Annotated in this window: 20 protein-coding genes; 6 read left to right on the plus strand and 14 right to left on the minus strand. The window is 70.2% G+C overall.

Annotated elements, in window-relative coordinates:
• Positions 1 to 3: 3 nt before the first annotated feature.
• From AB0M48_RS02520 to AB0M48_RS02550, 7 genes are read right to left on the minus strand one after another with little or no spacing between them, the layout of a single operon-like run.
• A complete protein-coding gene (locus AB0M48_RS02520) occupies positions 4 to 1458 on the minus strand; it encodes a glycoside hydrolase family 43 protein (RefSeq protein ID WP_363835513.1) in 1455 nt (484 codons plus the stop codon).
• Positions 1455 to 3437, minus strand: a complete 1983-nt coding sequence (locus tag AB0M48_RS02525; RefSeq protein WP_363835514.1) for a beta-galactosidase — start codon at positions 3435 to 3437, stop codon at positions 1455 to 1457. The genes AB0M48_RS02520 and AB0M48_RS02525 overlap by 4 nt, the downstream gene beginning before the upstream one ends.
• On the minus strand, positions 3434 to 5470 hold the full coding sequence (locus AB0M48_RS02530) for a glycoside hydrolase family 31 protein (RefSeq protein ID WP_363835515.1): 2037 nt from the start codon (positions 5468 to 5470) through the stop codon (positions 3434 to 3436). The genes AB0M48_RS02525 and AB0M48_RS02530 overlap by 4 nt, the downstream gene beginning before the upstream one ends.
• A 39-nt stretch (positions 5471 to 5509) precedes the next feature.
• Positions 5510 to 6538 (minus strand): LacI family DNA-binding transcriptional regulator, encoded by a 1029-nt coding sequence (locus tag AB0M48_RS02535; RefSeq protein ID WP_363835516.1) that lies wholly within the window; start codon positions 6536 to 6538, stop codon positions 5510 to 5512.
• 6 nt (positions 6539 to 6544) lie between these two features.
• Entirely contained in the window at positions 6545 to 7513 is a 969-nt protein-coding gene (locus tag AB0M48_RS02540; protein WP_363835517.1) for a carbohydrate ABC transporter permease, read from the minus strand.
• Positions 7514 to 7518: 5 nt separating this feature from the next.
• Positions 7519 to 8412, minus strand: coding sequence for an ABC transporter permease subunit (locus AB0M48_RS02545; RefSeq protein ID WP_363835518.1), 894 nt, complete (start codon positions 8410 to 8412; stop codon positions 7519 to 7521).
• Positions 8413 to 8471: 59 nt separating this feature from the next.
• On the minus strand, positions 8472 to 10154 hold the full coding sequence (locus AB0M48_RS02550; protein ID WP_363835519.1) for a hypothetical protein: 1683 nt from the start codon (positions 10152 to 10154) through the stop codon (positions 8472 to 8474).
• A 160-nt stretch (positions 10155 to 10314) separates the two neighbouring features.
• On the opposite strand from AB0M48_RS02550, the gene AB0M48_RS02555 reads away from it, so the two are divergent.
• Together AB0M48_RS02555 and AB0M48_RS02560 are read left to right on the plus strand one after the other, a co-directional pair.
• Entirely contained in the window at positions 10315 to 13140 is a 2826-nt protein-coding gene (locus AB0M48_RS02555) for a glycoside hydrolase family 3 C-terminal domain-containing protein (protein ID WP_363835520.1), read from the plus strand.
• Between the two features lie 33 nt (positions 13141 to 13173).
• Positions 13174 to 14154 carry an acetylxylan esterase gene (locus AB0M48_RS02560; protein ID WP_363835521.1) on the plus strand — a complete coding sequence of 327 codons (981 nt, stop codon included), beginning with the start codon at positions 13174 to 13176 and terminating at the stop codon, positions 14152 to 14154.
• A 4-nt stretch (positions 14155 to 14158) separates the two neighbouring features.
• Here the strand turns inward: AB0M48_RS02560 and AB0M48_RS02565 are convergent, their stop codons facing one another.
• On the minus strand, positions 14159 to 14848 hold the full coding sequence (locus tag AB0M48_RS02565) for a hypothetical protein (protein ID WP_363835522.1): 690 nt from the start codon (positions 14846 to 14848) through the stop codon (positions 14159 to 14161).
• A 163-nt stretch (positions 14849 to 15011) separates the two neighbouring features.
• On the minus strand, positions 15012 to 16043 hold the full coding sequence (locus tag AB0M48_RS02570) for a LacI family DNA-binding transcriptional regulator (RefSeq protein WP_363835523.1): 1032 nt from the start codon (positions 16041 to 16043) through the stop codon (positions 15012 to 15014).
• A 212-nt stretch (positions 16044 to 16255) separates the two neighbouring features.
• On the opposite strand from AB0M48_RS02570, the gene AB0M48_RS02575 reads away from it, so the two are divergent.
• The 3 genes from AB0M48_RS02575 to AB0M48_RS02585 all read left to right on the plus strand — a co-directional run bounded on the left by AB0M48_RS02575 (position 16256) and on the right by AB0M48_RS02585 (position 19277).
• Complete coding sequence (locus tag AB0M48_RS02575; protein WP_363835524.1) at positions 16256 to 17257, plus strand: LacI family DNA-binding transcriptional regulator; 1002 nt, start codon at positions 16256 to 16258, stop codon at positions 17255 to 17257.
• Positions 17258 to 17465: 208 nt separating this feature from the next.
• A complete protein-coding gene (locus AB0M48_RS02580) occupies positions 17466 to 18356 on the plus strand; it encodes a cellulose binding domain-containing protein (RefSeq protein ID WP_363835525.1) in 891 nt (296 codons plus the stop codon).
• A 90-nt stretch (positions 18357 to 18446) separates the two neighbouring features.
• The gene (locus AB0M48_RS02585; RefSeq protein ID WP_363835526.1) at positions 18447 to 19277 is read left to right on the plus strand and encodes a GntR family transcriptional regulator; all 831 of its coding nucleotides are present in this window, start codon (positions 18447 to 18449) and stop codon (positions 19275 to 19277) included.
• Positions 19278 to 19637: 360 nt separating this feature from the next.
• On the opposite strand, the gene AB0M48_RS02590 is transcribed toward AB0M48_RS02585, so the two are convergent.
• The 5 genes from AB0M48_RS02590 to AB0M48_RS02610 are packed head-to-tail and all read right to left on the minus strand — an operon-like array spanning position 19638 to position 25281.
• Positions 19638 to 21188 (minus strand): glycoside hydrolase family 43 protein, encoded by a 1551-nt coding sequence (locus AB0M48_RS02590; RefSeq protein ID WP_363835527.1) that lies wholly within the window; start codon positions 21186 to 21188, stop codon positions 19638 to 19640.
• 13 nt (positions 21189 to 21201) lie between these two features.
• Positions 21202 to 22197: an endo-1,4-beta-xylanase gene (locus AB0M48_RS02595; protein WP_363835528.1), complete on the minus strand. Its 996-nt coding sequence runs from the start codon at positions 22195 to 22197 to the stop codon at positions 21202 to 21204.
• An 18-nt stretch (positions 22198 to 22215) separates the two neighbouring features.
• Positions 22216 to 23031 carry a carbohydrate ABC transporter permease gene (locus AB0M48_RS02600; RefSeq protein ID WP_363835529.1) on the minus strand — a complete coding sequence of 272 codons (816 nt, stop codon included), beginning with the start codon at positions 23029 to 23031 and terminating at the stop codon, positions 22216 to 22218.
• A gap of 1 nt (position 23032) precedes the next feature.
• Complete coding sequence (locus AB0M48_RS02605; RefSeq protein ID WP_363835530.1) at positions 23033 to 24004, minus strand: sugar ABC transporter permease; 972 nt, start codon at positions 24002 to 24004, stop codon at positions 23033 to 23035.
• Positions 24004 to 25281 (minus strand): extracellular solute-binding protein, encoded by a 1278-nt coding sequence (locus AB0M48_RS02610; protein WP_363835531.1) that lies wholly within the window; start codon positions 25279 to 25281, stop codon positions 24004 to 24006. The genes AB0M48_RS02605 and AB0M48_RS02610 overlap by 1 nt, the downstream gene beginning before the upstream one ends.
• Positions 25282 to 25402: 121 nt before the next feature.
• On the opposite strand from AB0M48_RS02610, the gene AB0M48_RS02615 reads away from it, so the two are divergent.
• A complete protein-coding gene (locus AB0M48_RS02615; protein ID WP_363835532.1) occupies positions 25403 to 26416 on the plus strand; it encodes a LacI family DNA-binding transcriptional regulator in 1014 nt (337 codons plus the stop codon).

Here is a 26416-nt window from a genome sequence, read left to right on the forward strand (position 1 = left end):
CTCTCAGTTGAGCTGCTGGTACTCGAACCAGTCGAAGTGGACGGTTTCCGCCGCGGCGTACAGGCCGATGACGCGGCCGGTGAACCCACCGGCGACCTCGGTCGAGAGGTACTTGCCGTCGAGCGTGGCGAGTGGCGTGAAGGTGCCGTCGGCTTCCTCCACTCCGAACGACAGGGTGTCGGGCCCGGAGCGCGCGTCCCGCGGCGTCCGGGCCTCGTCCACCCGCACCACCAGCACCAGCGGCCCTTCCGGGACCGGCCGGGAGGCGACCACGGCGCTCACCGGTCCGATGCGGGCGAGCACCCGCACCTCCCCGTACGCGACCTCGATCTCGTAGTGGTGTTCCTCGTCGAGCCGGACCGCCAGGCCACCGCGGCCTTCCGCCGGGTCGAGCAGCGTGCGGGCGAGGCAGGACAGGTGTTGCTGGCGCCGCCCGGTGAACACGACGGCGGGATCGTCCATTCCGGACCCGCGGGCGTGCAGGGTGAGCCAGCCCGGGCGTTCTTTCGTCGTGCAGTGCTGCTCGGAGCGGTCGCGCAGGGAGATCCAGCACGGCCGCAGTTCGACGAGGTCGAAGTCGTCTCGTTCCGGCGCAACGGAACCGGGCGCGCCTGGCGTCAGCTCTCCGACCACCGGCCAGCCGTCGGTCCACGTCACCGGTGCCAGGAAGGTCTCCCGGCCGAGCACGTGCCAGCCGGGAGTGCCGCCGCCGGGCCGCACACCGAGCAGCACCATCCACCACGCACCGTCCGGCGCCTGCACCAGATCCGCGTGCCCGGTGTTCTGGACGGGCTCGTCCGTGCCGCGGTGGCTCAGGATCGGGTTGGCGGGACAAGGCTCGAAGGGACCGTCCGGCGACGAGGCGCGGGCGATCGAGACGCTGTGGCCGCGTTCGGTGCCGCCCTCGGCGATCAGCAGGTACCAGTGGTCGCCGATCCGGTACAGGTGCGGGGCTTCCGGTGCCTTGGCGCCGGGGGTGCCGGACCACAGCGGTCGCGGCTCGCCGAACGTCTCACCGGTGGCCGGGTCGACGCGGTACTGCTGCACTCCAGCCACCGTGCACCAGCAGTTGCCCTCGTCGTCCCAGGCGAGGTCGGGGTCGATGCCGCCGACTCCGGGCAGTGGCACCGGGTCGGACCACGGCCCGGCCGGATCGGTGGCGGTGAACACCATGTTGCCGCCGCCGTGACTGACGCTCGTGACGATCAGCCAGAACCGGCCGTCGTGGTGGCGCAGCGTCGGCGCGTAGATCCCCGCCGACGACGGCGTCTCCGGGGTCAGGTGCAGCTGGCTGGTGCGCTCCAGGGCGTTGCCGATCTGGGTCCAGCTCTTCAGGTCGCGACTGTGGAAGACCGGGATGCCGGGGAAGTACTCGAAGCTGGAGCACACCAGGTAGTAGTCCTCCCCCACCCGGCAGACGCTCGGGTCGGGGTGCATTCCGGGGATCACGGGTGTCACAGGGGACTTCCTCCCTGCAGCACAGCGCATCCACCGGCCGGCAGCTCCGGCACCGGTGCACCCGTCAGCACGTCGTGGGCGCCATCGGGCAGGGGCACGGGTTCGGTGCGGTGATTCAGCACGAACTGCCAGCGGCGGCCGTCCTCGCCCTCGCGGACGACGACCTCGACCCCGGGCGGCAGGCCGGACAGCACCGGGCCGACGCCGGCGGAGTCCAGCAGCCTCGACACCAGCGCCGTGTAGTCCGCGTCGTCGAGCCGCGTGGACAGGTACCAGGCATCACCCGCGCCGCAGTGGTTCCGGGTCAGCGCGGGAGAACCGGCGAGCGCGCCGTGGGTGTAGGTGGCGATCGTCTCCGCACCGTGTGCCCGCACAGACTCGCTCCAGACCGTGCCGTGCGAGGAGTCGGAGAGGACGATCCGTTCCTCGTGCCGCAGCGGCCGGTACTCCTCGACCCGGATGCCCAGCGCCTCGCGCAGCGGGGCGGCCGGATAGCCGCCGAGACGGGCGTGCCCGCGGCTGTCGACGACGCCGCTGAAGTGCTGGACCAGCAACGTGCCGCCGTCGGCGACGTAGCGGCGCAGGTTCTCCGCGCCCGTGTCGGAGAGCAGGTACAGCGCCGGGGCAATGACCAGCCGGTACCGGCTCAGGTCCGCTTCCGGGTGCGCGAAGTCGGTGACGACCCCGTTGTCCCACAACGCCCGGTGTGCGTTCCGCAGTGCGGAGTGGTAGTCCAGTTCGGACGAGGGCAGGCCGTCCGAGTTCAACCCCCACCAGGCGTCGGAGTCGTGCAGCACGGCCACCTCGGCGGTCACGGTCGAGCCCGCCAGCTCGCCGAGCCGGGACACGGCCTCGCCCGTCGCCTTCACCTCGGCGAAGACCCGGCTGTCCTGGCCGGCGTGCGGGACCATCGCCGAGTGCCACTGCTCGGCGCCCGCCTTCGACTGGCGCCACTGGAAGAACAGCGCCCCGTCCGAGCCGCGCGCGATGTGGCCGAGCGAGTGCCGCAGGATCTCGCCGGGTTCCTTGGCCAGCGTCCGGCCGTGGTCGTAGACCGTGCTGGTGCCCTGTTCCATCAGCAGCCACGGCCTGCCGCCGCCGAACGAGCGGGCCCGGTCCGCGGCGAACGCCACGTCGGCCGCCGCGTCGAGGCCCGGCCGGTCCGGGTAGTGGTCGATCGCGACCAGATCGACCTCGCGGCTCAACGCCCACAGGTCGACGTTCTGGTAGCCGGGCTGCATCATGTTGGTCGTCACGGGCCGGTCGCTGTGCGCGCGGATCGCGTCCCGCTGCTCGGTGTAGGCGGCGACCACCTCGTCGGAGAAGAACCGGCTGAAGTCCAGCGTGAGGCCGGGGTTGCGGTGCCACTGGGTGGCGCGCGGCGGCAGGACCTGTTCCCAGCTGCCGTACCGCTGGCTCCAGAACGCCGTCCCCCACGCCTCGTTCAGCGCGTCCAGCGAACCGTGCCGGGCGCGCAGCCAGACCCGGAACGCGGCGGCGGTGTGCTCGCACCAGCACAACGTCACGTACTCGTTGTGCACGTGCCACAAGGCGACCGCGGGGTGGTCGCCGTAGCGTTCCGCGAGCGCGGAGGCGATGCGCCTCGCCGCCGCGCGGTAGGCCGGGGCGCTGATGCAGTAGGTGTCGCGGCTGCCGTGGACCAGCCTGGTGCCGTCGGGGGTGACGGGCATGGCGTCCGGGTGGGCCAGCGTGAACCACGGCGGCGGGGAGGCGGTCGGCGTGGCCAGGTCGACCGCGACCCCGTTGGCGTGCAGGCGGTCCAGGTGCGCGTCGAGCCACGCGAAGTCGTAGCGGCCCTCCTCCGGCTCGAGCAGGGCCCAGGAGAAGACGCCGACCGTGGCCAGGTTGACCCCGGCCTCGCGCATCAGCTCGTCGTCCTCCTTCCACACCCGCTCGTCCCACTGCTCCGGGTTGTAGTCACCACCGAAGGCCAGGCCTCCCAGGCGATCCGCGATCACACCTCCTCCCGCACGGGCAGCCGGGCGCCGTCGCGCAGGAACAGCGGGATGCGGTCGAGCGGGGCCGCGACGGTGATCGTCCGCCCGCCGTCGTGCTCCTCGCCGGTCCACGCGTCGGTCCACCGCGCGCCGGCGGGGAGGTGGACGTCCCGTTCGCGGGCGCCTGCCTCGGTGATCGGGGCCACGAGCAGGTCGGGGCCGAGCAGGAAGGCGTCCTCGACCCGCCACGCCGCCGGGTCGTCCGGGAACTCCAGGAACACCGGGCGCATCGGCGGCACGCCGGTCTCGGAGGCCGTGCGCATCTGCTCCATGACGTAGGGGCGCAGGCGTTCCCGCAGCCGGAGGTGCCCGGCGAGGATCTCGTACGCCTCCTCGCCGTACGACCAGACCTCGTTGGCCAGGCCGGTCATCGCGGGCTCCAGCACCTGTTCGTCGCCGCGGAAACCGTGCAGGCGGAACAGCGGGCAGAAGGTGCCGTACTGGAACCAGCGCACGAGGACCTCGCGGTAGGCGGGGTCGTCGGGGTCGCCGCCGTGGAAGCCGCCGATGTCCGTGGTCCACCAGGGGATGCCGGACATCATCACGTTCAGCCCGGCCTTGATCTGCGTGCGCAGCGTGGCGAAGTCCGTGCCGATGTCACCGGACCACAGCGCGGCGCCGTACCGCTGCGCGCCCGCCCACGAGGAGCGGTTGAGCGAGATGATCTCGGTCTCCCCGGCCGCGCGCAGTCCGTCGTGGACGGTCCGGGCGTTCTCGCGCGGGTAGAGGTTGCCGACCTCCAGACCGGGACCCGCGTGGTAGCGCAGGTTGTACTGGTGACCCGGCTTGAGCTCGGGCTCGCCCGCGTCCAGCCAGTACACGGAGATGCCGAGCTCGTGGTAGCCGCGCCGGATCCGGTCCCAGACGTACTCGCGCGCCTCGGGGTTGGTGGCGTCGTAGAAGGCGACCTGGGCGGAGTAGGCGCCGAGCCCCTTGTCCGGCCAGTCGGCGTGCGCCATCGGCCCGAACTCGGTGCCGACGAACAGGCCCTGGTTCAGCATGGGGTGGTAGTTCTCGCTCGCCGGGCTCACCGAGGGCCAGACCGAGACCATCAGCTTGACGCCCATCTCGTCCAGCTCGCGGACCATCGCCGCGGGGTCGGGCCACTCGGCGGGGTCGAACCTCCACTCGCCGAGGTGGGTCCAGTGGAAGAAGTCGCAGACGATCACGGACAACGGCAGCCCGCGCCGCCGGTACTCGCGCGCGACCTCCAGCAGTTCCTCCTGGGTGCGGTAGCGCAGCTTGCACTGCCAGAAACCGGAGGCCCACTCGGGAAGTTCGGGCGAGTGCCCCGTCACGTCCGCGTAGCGCCGCAGCACGTCGGCGGGCTTGCCCGCGGTGATCCAGTAGTCGATCTGGCGGGCGCTGTCGGACACCCAGCGCGTGCCGGTCTCCGCGAGCTCCACCCGCCCGATCGCGGGCGAGTTCCACAGCAGGCCGTAGCCGCGGTCGGAGACCAGCAACGGGATGGTGACCTCGGCGTTGCGCTGGACGAGGTCGACGACCGCGCCCTTCTGGTCCAGCATCCCGTGGGTGTGCTGGCCGAGACCGTAGAGCCGTTCCCCCTGGTAGGCGCGGAAACGCTGCTCCAGCCGGTGGTGGCCGTTGCCCGTCGCGGTGGCGAGACGCGGCCCCGGCCACCAGAAGTGGGCCGGCTCCTCGGCGAGGAGCTCGGTGCCGTCCTCGGTCCTGGTGAACGTCAGCGTGCCCGCGGTCGCTCCCAGTTCCGGGGTCAGGGCGCCTTCGGTGCCGGCGTCGATCCGGACGGTGAGCGCGCCGTGGACGAGCGTGGCGTGGTGCTCGGAGATCTTGACCTCCACCACGCCGCCGTCCGGGGGCGTGCCGAGCAACGCGCCGGGGAGGTCGTCGAGCAGCGGACCGGCGGGAGTGGCGCGCACGCGGACCCCGTCGGAGCCCCACGCCTCGACTCGGAGCGTCTCGCCCCTGGCCCGCCATTCGAGCGCGGTACCGAGGTCTCGGAAGTACTGGGGCATGCGGAAGCTCCTCACGTTCCTGGATGAGTGCGAGGTAGGTCAGGGCAGGAGTGGCGCGGGGCCCGTGCTCTCGCGCACGGTCAGCGTCGGGGTGAGCAGAGCCTGGTCGTCGTCCGGACGACCGCCGTCGGTCGCCGCGGCGAGCCGGCCCATGATCTGCTCCACGGCGACCCGGCCGAGCTCCTGCGCGGACCCGGTCACCGCCGTGAGCCTCGGCGCGAACTGCTCGGCGAGGTGGTCCTGGCACAACGCGATCACCGAGACGTCCTCGGGCACCGTCCGCCCGCTGGTGCGCAGCAGGGTGAGCAACGGTCCGATCGCGCCCTCGTTCTGCACCACGAACCCGGTGGTGCCGGGACGGTCGGCGAGAACGCGGGCGAGCGTGCCCGCGGTGCTCTCGTAGGTGCCCTCGCAGGTGCGGTGCAGGAAGCGCAGACCACGCTGCCCCGCCCTGTCGCGGAACCCGGCGAGCGTGCGTTCGGCATAGCCCGCGTGCCGGTGGTAGACCCCGGATCCGTAGCCGATGAACGCGATCTCGCGGTGACCGAGATCGGCGAGGTGGTCCGCGCACAACGCACCGGCCGCGACGAAGTCGTGGTCCACACAGGACACTCCGCGCGCGTCGTCGGCCAGCCCGATCAGCGTGGCCTGGGTGCCCTGCGCGCGCAGCACCGGGATGCGTTCGTCGTCCAGCTCGACGTCCATCAGGATCAGGCCGTCCGCCAGACCGCTGGCGGCGATCCGGCGGACCCCGTCCGGCCCCTCGTCGTTGGTGATCAGCAGGACGTCGTACCCGTGCTGGCGGGCCGCCGTGGTCACCGAGATCGCGATCTCCATCATCACCGGGACGTAGACGTCGGTGCGCAACGGCACCATCAGCGCGATGATGTGCGACCGGCGCGCGGCCAGCGCCCGCGCGCCGGCGTTGGGGTGGTACCCGAGCTCCCGCACGGCGCTGCGCACCCGGCGGCGGGTCTCCTCGGAGATCGCGCGCTTGCCGCTGAGCACGTAGCTGACCGTGCTGGACGACACGCCCGCGTGCCTGGCCACGTCGGCAATGGTCACCATGGATGTTCAGCCCTTGATCGCGCCGGTCAGGACGCCCGTGCGGAAGTGCTTCTGCACGAACGGGTAAACGATGAGCAACGGCACGAGCGTCAGCACCACGACGGCCATCTGCAGCGACAGCGGCGCCGTCTGGGAGAACGCCGTGCCGAAGCCCGAGTTGACCGAGCCCGGCATGCCGTTACCCCGGTTGACGTACGTGTACAGCACGTACTGCAGCGGCCACTTCTCGCTGTCCGTGGGCATGTACAACATGACGTTGAAGAACGAGTTCCAGTAGCCGACGCCGTAGAAGAGCGCCATCACCGCGGTCACCGCACGCGAGGTCGGCAGCACGATGGACCACAGGATCCGCCAGTCCCCCGCGCCGTCGATCCGCGCGGCCTCGATCAGGTCGGCCGAGGTGCTGGAGTAGAACGACCGCAGGATCAGGATGTTGAAGACGGAGATCGCGCTCGGCAGGATCAGCGACCACCACTGGCCGTAGCCGCCGAGCCCGGTGACGACGAGGAACGTGGGGATCAGGCCGCCGTTGACGAACATGGTGACGATCAACAGCGTCAGCAGGAATCGGTGCGCGAACGAACGCGATCGCGACAGGCCGTAGGCGCACATGACCGAGACAGCCATGGACACGACGGTGCCGACGGCGGTGATGCCGAGACTCACCAGCAGCGCGGTGCGCACGGTGGTGTCCTCCAGCATCACCCGGTAGGCCTCGAACGTCAGTCCGTCCGGCCAGATCACGAGGCCACCGGCGCGGTTGACCGCCCCCTGGGTGGACAGGCTGGTCACCACGATGATCCACAGCGGCACCAGCATCACCAGCAGCACCACGCCGAGGGTGAGGCCCTTGGCGGCCTCGCCGGCGACCGTCGGCGGTTCCTCCCACGCGGGCCGGGGATTCCGCTTCTTCTTGCGCACCGGCTGCGGCGCAAGGTTTTTCGCCGCCTCGAGCGTGCGTTCGATCGTCAGCATGTCGGTCATCTCCGGTACAACCCGTCTTCGCCGAAGGCGTGCGCCAGCTTGTTCGCACCCCAGATGAGCAGCAGCGAGATCACGCTCTTGAACAGGCCAGCCGCCGCGCCGTAGCTGTAGTCACCGGTCGCGATGCCGTAGTAGAACGAGAAGGTGTCCAGCACGTCCGCGGTGTCGTAACCCACGGCGTCGCGCTGGATCAGGAACTGCTCGAAGCCGACGGTCAGCGCGTTGCCCAGGCGCAGCACCAGCATCAGCACGATGACGCCGCGCAGACCCGGCAAAGTGATGTGCCACAGCCGCCGCCACCGCCCGGCGCCGTCCGCCGCCGCGGCCTCGTAGAGGTCGGTGTTGATGGCGGCGAGCGCGGCCAGGAAGACGATGATCCCCCAGCCCGCCTCCTTCCAGATCACCTGGGCGGAGACCAGCAACGCGAAGGTGTCCGGGTTCGTCATGACGTCCCAGGTACCGATGTCGTTGTTGCGCAGGAAGTGGTTGAGCGCGCCCGCGCCGCCGAGCATCTGCTGGAAGATCGTGATGGCCAGCACCCACGAGAAGAAGTGCGGCAGGTAGACGACCGACTGGATGAAGTTGCGGACCCTCGACGACAGCACCGAGTTGAGCAGCAGCGCCAGCGCGATCGGCACCGGGAAGAACAGGATCAGCTGCACGAAGCTCAGGTACAGCGTGTTCTGCACCGCGTTCCAGAAGTTCGCGTCGCCGAACAGCCGCTGGAACTGGTCGAGTCCCGCCCACGTGCTGTACCAGATCCCGGCCAGCGGGTCGTACTCCTGGAACGCGGTGACGAGCCCGAACAGCGGGACGTAGTTGAAGACCAGCAGCAGGACGACGGCGGGCAGCGTCATCAGGATCAGCGACCGGTCGCGGCGCAACCTCACCCGCCAGTTCGGTCGCGCCGGTCGCGTCCCGCGGTCCGGCCGCGTCGGGGTCGCCGTGGTCACTGCCCGGTGCCGTGCTTCTGCAGGACGTTGTCGTTCGTCCACTGGATGAGCTTGTCGCCGCCACCACTGGTCTTCCAGCTCGCCACGGCGTCCTTCACCTCGGCGACCGACTTCTTGCCGTGGATGCAGTCCCTCATCGCGTCCTCGACCTGCTGTGCGGCGTCCGCGGTGGCCTGCGCCTGGGGCATGCTGATGTTCATGTTCCAGAAGACCGGCTTGGCCAGTGCCTTCACGTTGGCGGCCTGCCAGGCGCAGTAGTCCTTGGTGACGAAGTCGACGCCGGGGCTGTTGACCGCGGCGGCGGGTGCGGCCAGGAACGGGTAGGTCTGCGCCTGGACCTCCTTCTTGCCTGCCTCGGTGGCCGTCGGCACGCCGTCGACCATGGTGAAGTGCGTGCCCTCGACGCCGAAGTTGACCATCGTGAACTCGGCGGAGCCGTACGGCGCGGCGAGGTAGTTCGCGACGGCCAGGCACTCCTCGATCTGCTCGGGCTTCAGGTTGATGTTGAGGTAGCTCATGATGCTGGCGCCCGCGCCCATGTCGACGCGCGGCGTGCTCTTGCCGTCGGCGGCGATGATGTTGAACGCCCCGCGCCGGTAGTTCGGGTCGGCGGCCCTGCCGGACTGGAGGTCGGCGAGGTTCCACGTTCCGGTGCCGCCGCTGGAGATCAGCGTCTTGCCGCCGTAGAACCGCGTGTTGCCGTTGGCGTTGTCCCCCGCCAGCGCGTCGGGGTGCACGTACCCGGCGGTCGCGAGCCGGTTGTTCCAGTCGAGCGCCGCGTAGAACTCCTCGGTCTCGTACAGGTGGACCAGCTTTCCGTTGTCCACCCGCCACTTCAGCGGTGCGCCGAAGGAGGTGTAGAGGTAGCGGTAGACGTCGTCGAACGCCCACACGCCGTTCTTGGCGTCGGTCAGCTCCTTGCCGAGCCTCATCAGGTCGTCGGCGGACTTCACCTGGTCGGCGGTGATGCCCTTGGCGTCGAAGATGTCGCGGCGGTAGTAGAGCGTGCCCGCGATCTGGAAGCCGGTGGCGTGGGAGGGGATCCCGTAGAGCTTCTCGCCCCAGGCGCCGGTGCGCCAGGCGGAGGTCGGGATGGCCGCGAGGTTGGGGTAGGACTTGATGTTGTCGCCGGACAGGAAAGGCGTCAGGTCCGCGAGCTGGTTCCCCACCAGCCCGCCGACGTTCATCTGGGAGTTCCACCAGGTCGGCAGCTGGATCCAGTCCGGCAGCCGCTTCGAGGCGGTCATCGTCGGGATGATGGTGTTGTAGTTGTTGCCGTCCGCCGGCTTCATCTCCAGCTTGACGCCCAGAGCCTTGTTCATGGCCGCGTAGAACGCGTTGTCTGCGGGCGGAATGGTCCCCCACAGCGGCGTGACCGACGAGTAAGCGCCGCCCTTGCCCGGGATGCCGGACACCGTGGCGACGCGGTTCGACGGGTAGCTGAGGAAGCCGGGGTTCGTCATCACGTCGGGGCCGCCCGCGATGGACGGGATGTCCGGCTTGATCGACGTGTTCGGCACGTAGGCCGGTAACACGGCCTTGAGCGCGGCTTCCGAACCGACTCCGGCTCGCTGCGCCGGGCCACTTCCGCAGGCGGACAGCAGTGGTCCCATCGCGACGAGCCCGGCCGCCGAGACGGCGGCGTTCAGGAAGCTTCTGCGGTTCAACTCGTTGCCCATGGCGGAACCGATCCTTCATCGTTGAAGTGTCGAAGCGCTTAAACAGATGTCGGGGAGGTTAGTGACGCAGGTCGCATCAGACAAGACCGTTGACAGCAGAAACCTCTGCGTGACAACGTCGAAACGCTTCAACGCTAGCTCTGAGCTGAGGGGTCACCACGTGGTTTCCGAGTCCGTGCCCGCCGTCGATCGGCTGCCTTTTCGCGACTCCGCGCTGCCGACGCGCAAGCGCGTCGACGATCTCCTCGCGCGGCTCACGCTCGACGAGCGGATCGCGATGCTGCACCAGTACTCACCGGCGGTGCCCCGCCTCGGCGTGGACGCGTTCCGCACCGGGTCGGAGGCGCTGCACGGCGTCGCGTGGCTGGGTCCCGCCACCGTCTTCCCCCAGGCGGTCGGGCTGGGCGCGACCTGGGACGAGGAGCTGGTGCGCCGCGTCGCCGAGGCCACCTCGGTCGAGCTGAGGGCGTTCCACTACCACCGCCCGGCCGCGGTCGGCACGGGCAGGAACAGCCTGCAGGCGTGGGCTCCGGTGCTGAACCTGCTGCGCGACCCCCGCTGGGGCCGCAACGAGGAGGGCTACTCCGAGGACCCGGTGCACACCGCACGGATCGGCACGGCGTTCTGCCGCGGCCTCACGGGCGACCACCACCGGTTCCTGCGCACGGCCCCTGTGCTCAAGCACTTCCTGGCCTACAACAACGAGGACGACCGCTGCGTCACCTCCTCCGGTCTGCGCCCACGCGTGCTGCAGGAGTACGACCTCGCGGCCTTCCGCCCGGTGGTCGCCTCGGGTGCCGCCACCGGTGCCATGGCCGGGTACAACCTCGTCAACGGCCGCCCGTGCCACGTCACGCCGCTCATCGAGACGGAACTGCGCCGCTGGGCCGAGCCGATCGGGCACGAGCTCTTCCTGGTCAGCGACGCGGAGGCGCCGTCCAACCTGGTCGATCCGGAGCACTACTTCGACGACCACGCCGAGTCCCACGCCGCCGCCCTCAAGGCGGGCATCGACAGCTTCACCGATCACGGCGAGGACAGCTCCGTCCCGATCGGCAGGCTCCGCGAGGCGCTGGAGCGCGGCCTGATCGGCGAGGAGGACGTGGACCGCGCCGTGCGCCGGCAGCTGGAGCTCCGCTTCCGCCTCGGCGAGTTCGACCCCGATCTCGACCCGTACGCCACCATCGGCCCCGAGGTCATCGGCTGCGCCGAACACCGCGCCCTCGCACTGCGGTCCGCGACGGAGTCGGTCGTCCTGCTGCGCAACGAAGGACTGCTTCCGCTCGACGAGAGCAGCGTGGCAAGGATCGCCGTGATCGGCCCGCTCGCCGACATGGTGTGCGAGGACTGGTACAGCGGCACGCTTCCGTACCAGGTGACCGTCGCGGAAGGACTCAGGTCCGTCCTGGGCGAAGGCGGCGAGGTGGTCGTCGCGGACGGCTCGGACCGGATCGCGCTGCGCTCGCGCACGAGCGGTGAGCTGCTGGGCAAGACGGCGTTCGACGTCGTCGACTGGGGCGACGGCGTGCTGACGCTGCGGTCGGCGGAGTCCGGCCGCTACCTGGGTCTCCAGGACACGTCGCTGGCCGCCGAGCAGGAGCGGATCAAGAGCTGGGAGGTCCGCGAGACGTTCCGCCTCGTGCCCGTCGAGGACTCGGTGCTGCTGCAGAACGTCCTCACGGGACGGTACGCCGTCGTCGACCCCGTCGACGGCCGGGTGGGCGTGACCGCGGAGACCGCCGACGCCGCCGAGCGCTGGGAACGCGAGGTCCTGCGGGACGGCACCGCGGACGCTCTGGCGGCCGCCCTGTCGGCGGACGTCGCCGTGGTGGTCCTCGGCAACCACCCGCTGATCCACGGACGGGAGACCGAGGACCGCACCGGAATCGCGCTCCCGGCCGCCCAGGACGCGCTGCTGCGCGCGGTCGCGGAGATCCGGCCGGACACGGCGCTGGTCGTGATGAGCAGCTACCCCTACGCCCTCGACTGGGCGGACGAGCACCTGCCCGCCGTGGTGTGGACGTCCCACGGCGGGCAGGAGACAGGCCGGGCGCTGGCCGCGGTCCTGCTCGGCGAGGCCGATCCCGGCGGGCGCCTGCCGCAGACCTGGTACCGCGGCCGTGACACGCTGCCGCACCCGCTCGACTACGACATCATCAAGGCGGGCTGGACCTACCAGTACCACCGGGCCGCGCCGCTGTACCCCTTCGGCCACGGCCTGTCCTACACCGGCTTCGCCCACCGCGACCTGATCCTGTCGTCGAACACCGCCACGCCGGGCAGCGCCATCGACCTCTCCGTCACGCTGGCCAACACCGGCACCAGGACCGGCAGCGAGGTCGTCCAGCTCTACGTCCGCGCGCTGCGAGCTCGTTACGAGGCGCCGAAACTGCGGCTCGCAGACTTCCGCAAGGTCACGCTGGCTCCCGGCGAGAGCAGGATCCTGTCCTTCCGGCTGCCCGTGGACCGGCTCGCCCACTGGGACGTCACGACCGGTGCCTTCGCGGTGGATCCCGGCGACTACGAGGTTCTCGTCGCCCGTTCCGCCGGGGAGGTCGTGCTCGCCGCCCCGCTCGCGGTGGCGGGACCGGCTCCCGCACCTCGTGCGGGCGTCGGCCGCCTTCTCGCCGCCGACTTCGACGACCACGACAACGTGACCCTCGTCGACGCCACGCGCGTGACCGGTGACGCGGTGACCCCCGCCGACGCCGGCCGGCCGGCCACCCTGTCGTTCGGGCGGACCGACCTGTCCGGCGCCGTCCGGATCGAAGCGGAGGTCTCCTCGGAGAACCCTTTGGCACGACTGGAGTTCAGGACGGACGAGGGCGTGCTGGCCGAACTCCCGGTACCGGCCACCGGCGGCCGGTACGAGTGGACGACCGTCTCGTCGGAGCTGCCCGCACCGGTGACCGGGGTCCACGACCTGCGGGTGGTCCTGCACGGCTCCTGCCGGCTCACGTCGTTCCGCTTCTCCGCCGCAGAATGAGATCCGCACGCCGACCCGCCTGAAGGAGCCTCGATGCCGCTGACGGACGCCCCGCTCGACGAACTCGTCGTCTACCGCCCGGAGATGCAGGCACCGCCGGACTTCGACGCGTTCTGGGAGCGGACCCTCGCGCAGGCGCGCTCGGCCGGTGGCCCGGTGGAGACCACCGAGGTCACCGACCGGCACCTGCTGCGCACCGTCGAGGTCGCCGACGTCCGCTTCCCAGGCTTCGGCGGCGACCCGGTGGCCGCCTGGCTGCTGCGCCCGCGCGGCAACGACGGCCCGCTGCCCGTCGTCGTCACGTACATGGGCTACAGCTGCGGCCGCGGCCTGCCGACCGACCACCTGCTGTGGTCCGCCGCCGGGTACGCCCAGCTCGTCGTCGACAGCCGCGGTCAGGGCCACGACACCCCGGACCGCGTGGCGAGCGGGGGCACCCAGTGGGCCAAGGGCCTCATGACCCGCGGCATCGACTCACCGGACGACTACTACTACTACCGCCGCCTCATCACCGACTGCGTCCGCGCCGTGGACGCGGTGCCGCACCTCCCCGCCGTGGACCCGGACCGGGTGATCGTCACGGGAGGCAGCCAGGGCGGAGGGCTGACGATCGCCGTCGCCGGGCTGGCGCGGGACCGCGTCGCGGCCGCACTGCCGGACGTGCCGTTCCTGTGCCACTTCCGGCGGGCGGCCGAGATGGCCGGCGAGGGCCCGTACGTGGAGATCGCGGAGTACCTGCGCTGGCACAGCAGGCACCGGGTGGACCCGGCGTTCAGCACGCTGTCCTACTTCGACGGTGTCCACTTCGCGCAACGGGCCACTGCGCCGTCGTTGTTCAGCGTCGGGCTGATGGACCCGGTCTGCCCGCCGTCCACTGTGTACGCCGCCTTCAACCACTACGCGGGCGAGGACCGGACCATGACCGTGTGGCCGTTCGCCGACCACGGCGGCGGGTACGGGTCCAACCCGGTCACGCAGCTGGAGTGGCTGCGCGACCGGGAGCTGGCACCGTGACCGGTCAGCCGAAGGAGACCGAGTAGCTGTTGGTGGTGAAGTTGAGACCGCCGCCCGACGAGGTGATCTCGTAGCCGAACTGGACGGAGCCGACCGTGACGTCACCGAACCAGCCGCGGTTGCGGATCCAGTCCATCACCGCCTTGACGTTGACCGTGCCGGACCCGGTGTTGGACGTGCGGACGAACGAGAACACCTGGTTCGAGCCGTTCGAACCGCGGTGGACGTCCCAGGTGTGGCCGCCGACCGACACCGTCGTCACCCGCGCGCCGATCGGGCCGACGGGGCCGACCTTGTTCATCCACAGCATGATCTCGTAGGCGTGGTTGTCCGCCCAGATGTCGTAGGCGGTCGTGTAGGCGCCGGAGTTCGGGTAGGAGACGTTGAAGCTGCTCGACAGGCTCCCGAGAGAGCTGAGCCGCCGGTTCACCTGCCGTTCCGAGTGCGGGTAGGACTTGATCCCCCCGGTGTTGGGGTGGTTCGCCCAGACGCCCCAGTTGCTGTAGGAGTTGGCCCAGACCGTCTGCGGCCCGTACCCGCTGCCCCAGATGTTGTTGCGCACGGTGTAGCCGCCGTTCGACCACGTTCCCCACCTGTCCGAGGAACTCCAGGCCGCGGCGGACGCGGTGCCGGCCCCCAGGGGAACCGCCAGGACAGCCGCCATCACGACAACAAGTGCACGCACGATTTTCATATTCGATTCGTCCTTCCGCACACCATTGAACGGAATTCGCACCGCCCGAGAGCCGAAGCGGTTCGTTGAATTCAACCTAACATCGAAATCATCGAACACCGCCGCGCGAAAAAATTCGATGAGGATTGGGGAACCGGTGTGGCGCCGAATCCCGATTCACGACTCAGCCGACCTGCCGGGGCGGGGGCGCCACCACGAGCCTGGGCCCGGCCTGCCCCGTCCGGCTGAACAGCTTCGGCGGCAGCAGCGTGAGCGCGGGTGGCTTCTGCCCGTTCAGCTTGGCCATCAGCAGCTCGACCGCGCGCCGTCCCAGCACGTCGGCGGGCAGCTGCACCGAGGTCAGTCGCAGCTGCTCAGCGAGTTCGTCCGGGCAGATCGCGACCACGGCGACGTCCTCCGGCACGCGGCGTCCCTCCGCCCGCAGGCATTCCACGACCCAGCCCAGCACCGCCTCGTTGTGCACGACCAGCGCGGTCATCCGCGTCAGTTCTTCGAGCAGCGTCCTGACCACGGCGCGCACGGCGTCGCGGTGCCGTTCGGCGGGCAGGGCGGTCGAGGCGACACCGCGCCGCATGGCCGCGGAGCTGAACCCCGTGAGGGTGCGCTGCGCGAACCCGGTGTTGCGCGCGTAGACCGCTCCCGGCGCCCCGAGGAAGCCGATGCTGCGGTGCCCGAGCTCGACGAGGTGGTCGACGCACCGCGCGCCCGCCGCCTCGAAGTCCAGGTCGACGCAGGTCAGACCGTTGGACACGGTGGGATGCCCGAGCAGGACGGCCGGGCGGCCGAGGTCGCGCAGCACCGGCACCCGTTCGTCGTCCAGCCCCACGTCCATCACGAGGAACCCGTCCGCCCTGGAGGTGCCGGCCACCCGCCGGAGTCCGGCGGCCCCCTCGTCCGCGGTCACCAGCAGCACGTCCATGTCGTGCTCGCGGGCGGTCGTGACGACCGAGGAGGCGAACCGCATCACCACCGGCAGGTGCACGCCCTCCCGCAGCGGCAGGACGAGGGCCAGGACGTTCGTCCGGCTCCCGGCCAGCGCCCGCGCTCCCGCGTGCGGCTGGTAGCCGAGAACCCGAATGCTCTCCCCCACCCGCATTCGGGTTTCGGCCGAAACCGGCCGTTTGCCGGTCAGCACGTAGGAGACCGTGCTGGGCGCGACACCCGCGTGCTTCGCCACGTCCACAATGGTGACCACGTCGACACCTCCGGTCCCGCAGCGCCTGAGCAGAATGAAATCGAAGCGCTTCGAACGTGGTTTCAGAATGTGACACAGGCGAAACCCGCACGTCAAGCGCACTGCACCTGTTCGACGGCTTCGACGATTACCGCGCCGGAGTTCGACAGCTGTTCGACCACACTCCTCCCACGCACTACGATGCTCGCGACGAACCGGCGCGAAGGGCGGGCATGATCACGATCAAGGAGGTCGCCCACCACGCCGGCGTCTCGATCAGCACGGTCTCGTACGTGCTGAGCGGCAAGCGCAGCATCTCCGAGGAGACCAAGCGCCGCGTCGAGCAGAGCATCGCGGCCCTCGGCTACCACCCCAACGCCGGAGCGCGGGCGCTCGCCTCGAACCGGTCGCGCGTGGTCGGCCTGGTCGTGCCGCTGCACTCCGACCAGAACATGCCGATCATCATGCGGTTCGTGTCGTCGATCGTGGCCCGCGCCCGCGACCACGACTACGACGTGCTGCTGCTGACCAAGGAGGCCGGCCCCGGCGAGGCCCACCGCGTCCTCGCGCGGTCCATGGCGGACGCGATCATCGTGATGGACGTCGAGAGCGCGGATCCGCGCGTGCCGGAACTGCGCGACGTCGACGCTCCGGTCGTCCTGCTCGGCGTGCCCGACGACCACGAGGGCCTGAGCTGCCTCGACCTCGACTTCACCGCGGCGGGAAGGCAGATGGCCGGCCATCTCGCGGATCGCGGCCACCGCTCGATCGCGCTGATCGGCTCACCTCCCCCGGTCTACGCGCGCGGGACGAGCTTCGCGGCGCGGCTGCTGGCCGGGTTCCAGGGCGAGACCGCCAAACGCGGTCTGCTCGCCTCGGTCCACTCGTGCGCGGCCGGCTACGACGCGGTGTCCGGCTGCCTGGACGACGTGCTGCACCCGGACCGCGGCACCACCGGACTGGTGGTGCACAACGAGGCGGTCCTCGGCCCGTTGCTGCTCGAACTGCGGCGCCGGTCGCTGGACGTCCCCGGCGACCTGTCGGTGATCACGCTGTGCCCCGACGACGTCGCGGCGACCCTGCCCGTCCCGCTCACCTCGATCGCCGTTCCCGCGGAGGATCTGGGCGCGATCGCCGTCGAGATGGTGATGGCCCGCCTGGGCCGTGAACTCGCGCCGGAGGTGCGTCTCCTCCAGCCGATGCTCACCGATCGCGGCAGCACCGCCGCCCGCTGAGTTTCCGCGCCGCCCAGCCGGCAACGTTGTTCTCCATTCTCACGCGCGCCGCGCATTCGACGGGAATTCGACTCGAAAGCGTCGAAGAACACTTCTCACCGGTGCGAAAGATCTTCCGTGTTCCTCCGATAGGTCGTAGCCTCCCGGGATCACATCGACCGTTCGGGCGTACTCCTCCTGGTGTTCGCCGCGTCCCCGCAGAGGAACAATGACACGATCACGAGGCGGCGCGCGGCCTGTTCGGGCGACCAAATGGCCTGCGATCGCCGCGGTTCTGCTGATCGGCATCGCGGGCTGCGGCGGGGAGCCGGCGCCCCCGGTCACCAGCACGACGCCACCCGTGTTCCCCTCGATCATCGAGCCGCCGCTCAAGACCGCGTACTCCGCGACCGTCCAGAACGTCGTGGACGTCCGGACGGTGCGGCTCTCCGACGGTGAGGAGGTGCGCGTCAAGGGCCTCGCCGCGCCCGACGCGTGCTGGGCCGACGCGTCGACGACGTTCGCGAAGACGATGCTGCTCGAGAAGCCCGTCGAGCGGACACCGGACGGCGAACCGGTGGTGTCGCTGCGACTGGCGGACGGCACCGACTACGCGCTGCTCGCCGTCGAGATGGGCATGACGCGCGGCGAGAACCCCGACGACCGCGCGATGCGGGAGGCGGAGGAGTCCGCGTCCGCCAAGCGGCTCGGGCGGTGGGGTCCACCCTGTGTCGCTCCCAGTTCCGCCCCGCCACCGGCTCCCACCGCCCCGGCCCCGTCCACCCCCGCCGCTCCGCAGCCGGTGACCGGCTGCTCGGTCGCCTACGTCGTCACCCACACCTGGCAGGGCGGCTTCCGCACCGACGTCACCCTCCGCAACACCGGTGCCGCGGAGATCCACGGCTGGACGTTGCGGTGGACGTTCGCCGGAGGGCAGACGGTGTCGGAGATGTGGAACGCGACCCAGCGGCAGACGGGCAGGGACGTCGCCGCGACCGCGGTGCCGTACAACGTCGCGATCCCGGCGGGAGAGTCGGTGCTGATGGGCTTCACCGCGTCCGGGAGCAGCACCACGCCCCGCGCCTTCACCCTCAACGGGCACGCCTGTTCGCTCGCCTGAGCGGTCAGCCCGCCGCGACGATCCGCCACTGCTGGTGGACGCTGTTGCTGTCACTCCACCGGCCCCGCCTACCGGCCCGGCTACGAGGTGGTGGCGGAGAAGATCCTGGAGCTCATCTCCGAACTGGAGCTGCGCCCCGGCGACCGCATGCCGACCGAGAACGAGCTGGCCGCCCGCAGGGGGACCAGCCGGACCGTCGTGCGGGAGGCCGTGAAGATCCTCTCGGCGCTCGGCAGGGTGCGCGCGCACAAGGGCCGCGGGCTCTACGTCGCCAACGACGAGGGGATGCTCGGCGCGTCCCGGTGGGGCGGCTTCTTCCTGCCCACCGACCTCGACCACGTCTACGTGCTCTTCGAGTTCCGCCGGGTCCAGGAGACCGCGGCCGCGAGGTACGCCGCGACCCGCGCCACCCCCGCCGAGCTGCACACCATCGAGACCGCCGCCGAGATGTGCCGGCAGGACCACCTCACCGGTCAGGCCGCGCTGTTCGACCAGGGCGACGACGACTTCCACGCGGCGATCGCGGCCGCCTCGCACAACCAGTTCCTCGTCGCGGCGGTGCGTGAGGCGCGCCGCCTGCAACGCCAGTCCAACATCATCGGGCTCAGCGGCACGGTGGGCAGCCACACCGCGGAGGGTCGAGGAGCACGCCGCGCTCTACCAGGCCATCCGGCGCGGCGACCCCGAAGCCGCCGCCGACGCGGCCGCCGTGCACGTGGACCGGACCCTCGAGGACTACCGCCGGGAGATCCAGCGCCGCGTGTTCGGCCGACCTGGACCCGTCTTCCGGATGTGTGCTACAACCTCTCGCCGCTCGGTGTGATGTGTAGCACTGAAACGGCCGACCGCCCTAAGCCCAGCCACTCGCCGGAACACCCGGTCTCCTGCCCTGTGCCCGCACGGCAGGAGACCGTCCACTGAGGATCTCTCCGGATCGCCGCACCGCCGCCGGCTCCGGACATCGGCCGGCGTGAGCCGTGCCGTGCACTCGAACGGCCCACCCGCGGCATCGAGGACGACGGCGTCGCCTCGATGGCCTCGGCGGCCGCGGGCTCGGCGGCCGCGGGGCTCGCGACCCAGTTCACCTCGCAGGCCGGAGTCGGCAGCCCGCGAGCGGTGTTCTTCGAGGGTGAGTCCGGCCAGGTCGGCGTGTTCGGGATCGACGCCGACACGCTGCTGGTCGTGCTCGGCGAGCGCTACACCACGATGGGATGTTCAACGTCGTGGCCAAGAGGGCCTTGGCCCTCCTGCAACAGGCGGTCGCCGCTCGCCGGTGACCTGTCAGCCGGGAAGCCTCCGGTAGGTGAAGCTGCCGAAGTCCGCCCACGAAGTGCCCGGCGCGCAGTCACCGGTCACGTACAGTCCGATGTGGACGCCGGTGAACCCGCCCGCGGCCTGTGTGCTGAGCGCCCGTCCGTCGAACGGCTCGCCGAGCGGTCGCCACTCCTGCGCGGCCCCGGCGACCAGCGCCCTGCACTCCTGGCCGACGGCCTCGAAGCACAGCCGCACCGGGCCTTCCGGCAGCCGTGCCGCGGCGAGGAGCTCTTCGCGGCCACCGGCGCGGCGCACGAGGGTGACCTCGCGTCCGGCACCGAGCAGCAGCCGCACGTGGTGGTCGTTGTTCTGCAGCAGCACGAGCCCGGCCCACTCGGTCGGACCCGCGGCCTCGAACTCGACCTCGCAGGACGCGTGGAAGTCCTGGTGCTGCTGGCGCCGCACGACCAGGCTCGGCGTCACCAGGTCGTTGATCGACTCCGGGCGCACCGCCAGCCGGAGGTGGCCGGGCCGGTCCGTGAGCGACCAGAACACCTCGTCCGGTGTGCGCAGGAACGACCACTCGGGACCGAGCACCGGCGCGTCGAAGTCGTCGGTCGGACCGGCCTCCGGCCAGGGGTGTGCGGGCAGGTCGGGAACGTCGTACCGGGCCTCGAGACGCCCGGTGCCCGGGCTGAACACCGGGCCGCCCGCCTCCCAGGACACCGGCACGAGGAACGTCTCGCGGCCCAGGTTGTAGTAGTAGCCGCCGTACGGGCGGGTCGCGAGCAGCACCGCGAACCACTGGTCGTCCTGGGTGCGCACCAGGTCGGCGTGCCCGACAGCCGCGATCGGATGGTCGCGGCCGAGGTGCCGGTGGGTCAGCACCGGGTTGAGCGGCGAACCGCGGTACGGACCGGTGACCTCGTCCGCCGTCGCCACGACCACCGAGTGCTCGAAGTCCGTGCCACCCTCCGCGCACAGCAACAGGTACTTGCCGTCCACTTCGTACAGATGTGGTGCTTCGAGCCACACGGAGTCGCGGAGGGCGCCGGTCCACAGCACGTGCTCGTCGCCGATCAGCTCCAGCCGCTCCGGGTCGAACTCGCGCAGCCAGACCTCGGTCTGACCGGGCCTGCCACCGGGCACCTCGCGGGTGGCCGTCCACCACGCGCGGCCGGTGTCGTCGAAGAACAGCGACGGGTCGAACCCGTCCGCCTCCGGCAGCCACCGCGGCTCAGACCACTCACCGGCCGGATCGGTGGCGGTGACGACGAAGTTGCCGCTCTTCGCCGTGCCGCCGACCAGCGTGCACACCACGTAGAACACGCCGTCGTGGTGGCGGATCGTCGGCGCGTACAGGCCGCCGGACGCGCGCACGCCCTGCAACGGCAGCTGGGACGGCCTGTCCAGCACGTGCCCGAGCAGCCGCCAGTGCACGAGGTCTTTGCTGTGGTAGATCGGCAGGCCGGGGAAGTACTCGAAGGTCGACGTGACGAGGTAGTAGTCCGATCCCGCCCGGCACACCGAAGGATCGGGGTGTGAGCCGGGCAGGACCGGGTTCTCGAACCGTGCCAAGTGGAGGCTCCCGCTAGGGGTTGAGACGGGCGTAGGCCGGCTTCGGCCTCAGGTTCTCGTCGAACAGGCAGGCCGCGCCCTCACCGGGGAACACGTCCGGCACCCACGAGTGACGGTCGGTGAAGCCCCACGTGGTGAACTCGACACACCGCCGCACGGCGTGGCAGGCGTCCCACACCTGGCCGAAGTAGTCCGCCTGCGCGACCAGCTTCTCCGGCGTGACGGGCAACGGGATCCGCACGTCGGCTTCGGTGATCGCGACGTCCAGCCCGAGTGCGGCGAACCTGGCGATGTTCTCCTTGACGCCCGCCGGGAAGCCGTACATCAGCGACAGGTGCGCCTGGATGCCGACGCCGTGGATCGGGACGCCTTGGCGCTTCAACGACTTGACCAGCTCGTAGACCGCGTCGCTCTTGGCGTTGAGGCCCTCGACGTTGTAGTCGTTGATGTAGAGCTTCGCCTTCGGGTCGGCCGCGTGGGCCCAGCGGAACGCGTCGGCGATGTAGCGGTCGCCGAGCTTCTCCTGGAACACCGTCTGCCTGCGGGTGCCGTCCTCGTTGAACGCCTCGTTGACGACGTCCCACGCGCGGATCTTGCCGCGGTAGCGGCCCGCCTCGGTCCTGATGTGGTTCTTGACGACGTCCCGCAGCTCGGCCGCCTCGAGGTCGTCGACCCAGTCCGGCAGCTGGCTGTGCCAGACCAGCGTGTGGCCTCGCACGGACTTGCCGGTCTTCTTGGCGTACCTGACGATCTCGTCCGCGCCCGACCAGTCGTACTGGCCGCGCACGGCTTCGACGACGCCCCACTTCATCTCGTTCTCGGGCGTGACGCTGTCGAACTCCCGCGTCAGCACCTTCTTGTAATCAGCCTCGGCGGTCAGGTGCTGGGCGGCCACCGCGCTGCCCACGTACCTGTTCGTGACGCTCTTCAACGGCCCCGCCGCCGAAGCGGGAACTGTCTGGGACAGCACCACCAGAACGGCGATGCCGGCGGCTAATCGGGTTCGCACGATTCACTCCCTTGTGATTCAGCCCTTCACGGAACCGGTGAGGCCCCCGACCATGCGGCGTTCAGCGAACACGAAGAACGTGAGTGCGGGGATCATGGACAGCGCGGTGAAGGCGAGCACCTTCGCGGTGTCCTGGGTGTGCTCGGACTGGAACATCGCCACGCCGAGCGGAAGCGTGAAGTTCGTCGAGTCGTTGAACACCAGCAACGGCAACAGGTAGAAGTTCCAGCTCGTGACGAACGCGAGCACGGACACCGTGATCAGCGCCGGCCGCGAGAGCGGGAGCAGGATCCGCCAGAAGAAGCCGAGCTTGGCCGCGCCGTCGAGCAGTGCGGCGTCCTCGAGCTCACCGGGGATCGCGTTCATGAACGGCCGCAGGATCACGATCGTGACGGGCAGCGAGAACGCCGCCTCCGGAATCGCGACACCGAGCGGGTTCTCCAGCAGGTTCAGCTCTCTCAACCACAGGTACAGCGGCAGCGTGGCCACGCCGAGCGGGAACAGCAGGCCCAGCGTGAACAACGTGTAGAACGCCTCGCGGCCCCGGAACACGTAGCGGGACAACGCGAACGCCGCCATCGACCCGAGCACGACCGCCAGCGTGGTCGCGATCACCGCGATCAGCATGCTGTTGCCGAGCAGGCGCCAGAACTGCAGCGACGTCGCCACTTCCAGGTAGTTGTCCCACACGAACGGGCCGGGCAACCCGGCCGGTGAGGCGTTGATCTGGGCCGTGGTGCGGAAACCGCCCAGCACCACGAACAACAGCGGCACCACCGTCACGCCGATGACGGCGAACGCGGCGAGGTAGCCGACGGTGTTACGACGTGACATCTCAGCGCACTCCCGTCAACGCGCCCTGGGTGTCGCGACGCAGAGCGAACCTCTGGTACAGCAACGCGAACAGGAAGCAGATGATGAACAGGATCACCGCGACCGCGCTGCCGAAACCGAACTCGTAGCGCTTGAAGCCGTGGTCGACCAGGTAGGTGGCCATGGTCGTCGACGCGTTGGCGGGACCGCCGAGCGTCATGATCCACACCAGGTCGAAGAGCTGCAACGACCCGATGACGGACAGGAACACCCAGATCCTGATCGTCGGTCCCAGCAACGGGAGCACGACGTGCCGGGTGGTCTGCCAGGCACTCGCGCCGTCCAGTGCGGCGGCCTCCCGCAGCTCGGGCGGAACACCCTGCAGGCCGGCCAGCAGCAGGATCACGCCGAACCCGATGTACTTCCACGTGATGACCAGGAAGAGCGTGTAGAGCACGAGCGACTGGTCGGCGAGCCACAGCTGGACGAGTCCACCCAGGCCCACACCGCGCAGGATCGCGTCGACGAACCCGCCGGGCTGCAACATGAGCAGCCAAATCACCGCGGTCACGGCCTCGGACAACACGTACGGCGCGAAGACCACCATCCGCAGGAAAGTCCGGCCGCGCAGCTTCCGGTTGAGCAACAGCGCCAGGCCGATGCTCAGCGGCAGCTGAACGACGATCGAGAGCGTGGCGATGATCAGGTTGTGCCCGATGGCGCTTTGGAAGACGTCACCGGAGAGGGCTTCGACGTAGTTGTCCAGCCCGACGAAGTCGGTGAGCGGGCCGAAGCCGTTCCACGAGTAGAGGCTGTAGTAGCCGGCGACGCCGATGGGGATGAGGACGAACCCGACGAACAGCACCAGTGCCGGGACGAGCAGCAGGGCGAGTTCGAGGCGGGTCCGCAGTCGGGACCGCCGCCGGGTGCCCCCGGCCGCTGGCGCGTGCGGCACGGGGGCGGTCGGCGGCCGCGTGGTGATCGCGGCACTCATCATTTGTTCCCGGCTGCTGCTTCGCTCACCGATTTCACGATGGTGTCGGGTCCGCCCTGACCCGCGAAGAAGTTCGCGATGGTGTCGTTCAGGGCCTGACCGACCTTGGTCGGGAACGCGGTGTCGAAGTAGAACTGGAGGTACGACGCCTTGGTCATGGCCTCGGCGATCGTCTTGTGCGGCTCGCTCTTCAGCGCGGCCACCCCGGCAGGGGTCACCGGCAGACCGGAGTTGGTCTCGGCGAGGATCTTCTGCACGTCGTCGCCGACGAGGTGCCCGAGGAACTCCGCGCACGCCTTGGCCGCGCGGGTGGTGCAGGAGAACCCGTCACCGCCGCCGAGCAGCACGCTCGGATCGCCCTGCCCGCCCGGCACGCTCGGGAACGGGAACCAGCCGATCTTCGAGCCGATCTCCTTGTCCTCCGTGAGCGCCTGCATCACGTCGGGGTTCCAGTCTCCCTGCAGCTCCATGGCCGCCTTGCCGTTGGCGACCAGGCCCGCCGAGCTGCCCGCCCCCTGCTGAGCGGGCGTCCCGACGAACCCGTCCTGGAACGGTTTCGTGTCCAGGAAGCTCTTGAGGTTCTCGCCCGCCTTGAGGAAGCACGGGTCGGTGAGCTCGGTCTTCTCGACCGCCTTCTTCAGCGTGTCGACCGAGCACTGGCGCACCGCGAAGTAGGCCCAGTAGAACGCGTCCGGCCAGCGGTCCTTGCCGCCGAGCGCGATCGGCACGACGCCCGCGGCCTTCAGCTTCGTGACCGCCGCGTTCAGCTCGTCCACAGTGGTCGGTGTCGAGGTGATTCCGGCGCTGGCGAAGATGTCCTTGCGGTACCAGAACCCGACGGCGTGCATCAGGTACGGCGCACCGTACTGCTTGCCGCCGGACTTCCAGCCGTCGGCGTTCTTGGCCAGCGGGCCGATCCAGCCCGACGAGGCCTGCGTGATGTCGGCGATCTTGCCCGACTTCAGCTGGTCGGCGAGTGCTCCGCCGCCCCACTGCTGGAAGAGGTCCGGCGGGGTGTTGCCCTGCAGGGCGAGAGGCACCTTGGTCTGGAACTGCTCGTTCTGCAGCGGTTCGATCGTGAACGAGGTGTTCGGGTGGGTCTTGTGGAAGTCGTCGGCGATCTGCTGCCACTTCGACTTCATGGGCTCGGTGGTGCGGTTGTGCCACCAGGTGAGCGTGACTGGGCCTTCCGTGGAGGCGTCGCCGCCACCACCACCGCACCCGGCCAGCACGAACGCCGCGGCGGCGAAGAGGGCAAGGGGCTTTCTGGAACGCATTTCGGGTCCACTCCTGACGACGTCGGCCGGTTGGACTGCCTGTGTTGGGGCCAGAGAATTGCGTGAAATCCGTCTCGTGTCAATCGTTGTCGATAACGTTTTACACGGCTAGCCTGTGCCGGTGCCTCCACGCTCTCGCGTCACGATCAAGGACGTCGCCGCTCAGGCCGGCGTCTCGGTAGCCACCGTGTCCAAGGTCCTCAACCAGCGGTACGGCGTCTCCGCGGAGACGTTCGCGCGGGTCACCGCCGTGATCAAGGACATGGGGTACGAGGCGAGCCTCGTCGCGCAGAGCCTGCGCAACCACCGCACGAACGTCATCGGCATCCTGGTCGCCGACATCGAGCCGTTCAGCACCGAACTGCTCAAGGGCGCGGCGGATGCCATCCGCGGCACCGGTTTCGAGCTCGTCGTGTACTCGGCGGGCGGTCGCACCGGCGACCCGCACGGCTGGGAGCAGCGGTACCTCACGCGGCTGAGCGGCACCCTCGTCGACGGCGCCGTGCTGGTCACGCCGGCCGTCGACCTCGAAGGCCTGCCGGGCACACCGGTCGTCGCGGTCGACCCGCACACCGGGCGCGCGGCACTGCCCACCGTCGACTCCGACAACCTGCACGGCGGACGGCTCGCGACCGAGCACCTGCTCGCACTCGGCCACCGCCGCATCGGGCTGCTCACCGGCCGCGAGGACCTGAAATCCGCGCAGCAGCGCGAAACCGGCTACCGCGGAGCCCTCGCCAGCGCGGGTGTCGCGGTGGACGAGACCCTGGTCCGGCGCGGTGACTACGACGCGGACGTGGCGGCCGCGTCCGCGCGGTTCCTGCTGAGCCGCCCCGACCGGCCGACCGCGATCTTCGCCGCCAACGACACCACCGCCATCGCGGCCATCGACGCCGCCCGCGAGCTCGGCCTGCGGGTGCCGGAGGACCTGTCGGTGGTCGGCTTCGACAACATCCCCGAGTCCGCGCTGTGCACACCGCCGCTCTCGACGGTGCAGCAGCCGATACGCGAAATGGGCCACCGCGCCGTCGAGTTGCTGGTGCGGCTCATCAACGGCGCCGAGCCCGGCGAAACCCACATCACCCTGGGCACCGAACTGGTCGTCCGGCAGTCGACCCGCCCACTGACCCCCTGA

The organism is Lentzea sp. NPDC051208 (genome assembly GCF_040682435.1).
GTDB classification, from domain to species: domain Bacteria; phylum Actinomycetota; class Actinomycetes; order Mycobacteriales; family Pseudonocardiaceae; genus Lentzea; species Lentzea kristufekii.

Excerpts from the sequence above, each read along its gene's own strand:
- AB0M48_RS02550 (WP_363835519.1), bottom strand. The coding sequence starts at position 10,154 with ATGGGCAACGAGTTGAACCGCAGAAGCTTCCTGAACGCCGCCGTCTCG.
- AB0M48_RS02605 (WP_363835530.1), bottom strand. The coding sequence starts at position 24,004 with ATGAGTGCCGCGATCACCACGCGGCCGCCGACCGCCCCCGTGCCGCAC.
- AB0M48_RS02565 (WP_363835522.1), bottom strand. The coding sequence starts at position 14,848 with ATGAAAATCGTGCGTGCACTTGTTGTCGTGATGGCGGCTGTCCTGGCG.
- AB0M48_RS02600 (WP_363835529.1), bottom strand. The coding sequence starts at position 23,031 with ATGTCACGTCGTAACACCGTCGGCTACCTCGCCGCGTTCGCCGTCATC.
- AB0M48_RS02535 (WP_363835516.1), bottom strand. The coding sequence starts at position 6,538 with ATGGTGACCATTGCCGACGTGGCCAGGCACGCGGGCGTGTCGTCCAGC.
- AB0M48_RS02610 (WP_363835531.1), bottom strand. The coding sequence starts at position 25,281 with ATGCGTTCCAGAAAGCCCCTTGCCCTCTTCGCCGCCGCGGCGTTCGTG.
- AB0M48_RS02560 (WP_363835521.1), top strand. The coding sequence starts at position 13,174 with ATGCCGCTGACGGACGCCCCGCTCGACGAACTCGTCGTCTACCGCCCG.
- AB0M48_RS02575 (WP_363835524.1), top strand. The coding sequence starts at position 16,256 with ATGATCACGATCAAGGAGGTCGCCCACCACGCCGGCGTCTCGATCAGC.
- AB0M48_RS02580 (WP_363835525.1), top strand. The coding sequence starts at position 17,466 with ATGACACGATCACGAGGCGGCGCGCGGCCTGTTCGGGCGACCAAATGG.
- AB0M48_RS02530 (WP_363835515.1), bottom strand. The coding sequence starts at position 5,470 with ATGCCCCAGTACTTCCGAGACCTCGGTACCGCGCTCGAATGGCGGGCC.
- AB0M48_RS02540 (WP_363835517.1), bottom strand. The coding sequence starts at position 7,513 with ATGCTGACGATCGAACGCACGCTCGAGGCGGCGAAAAACCTTGCGCCG.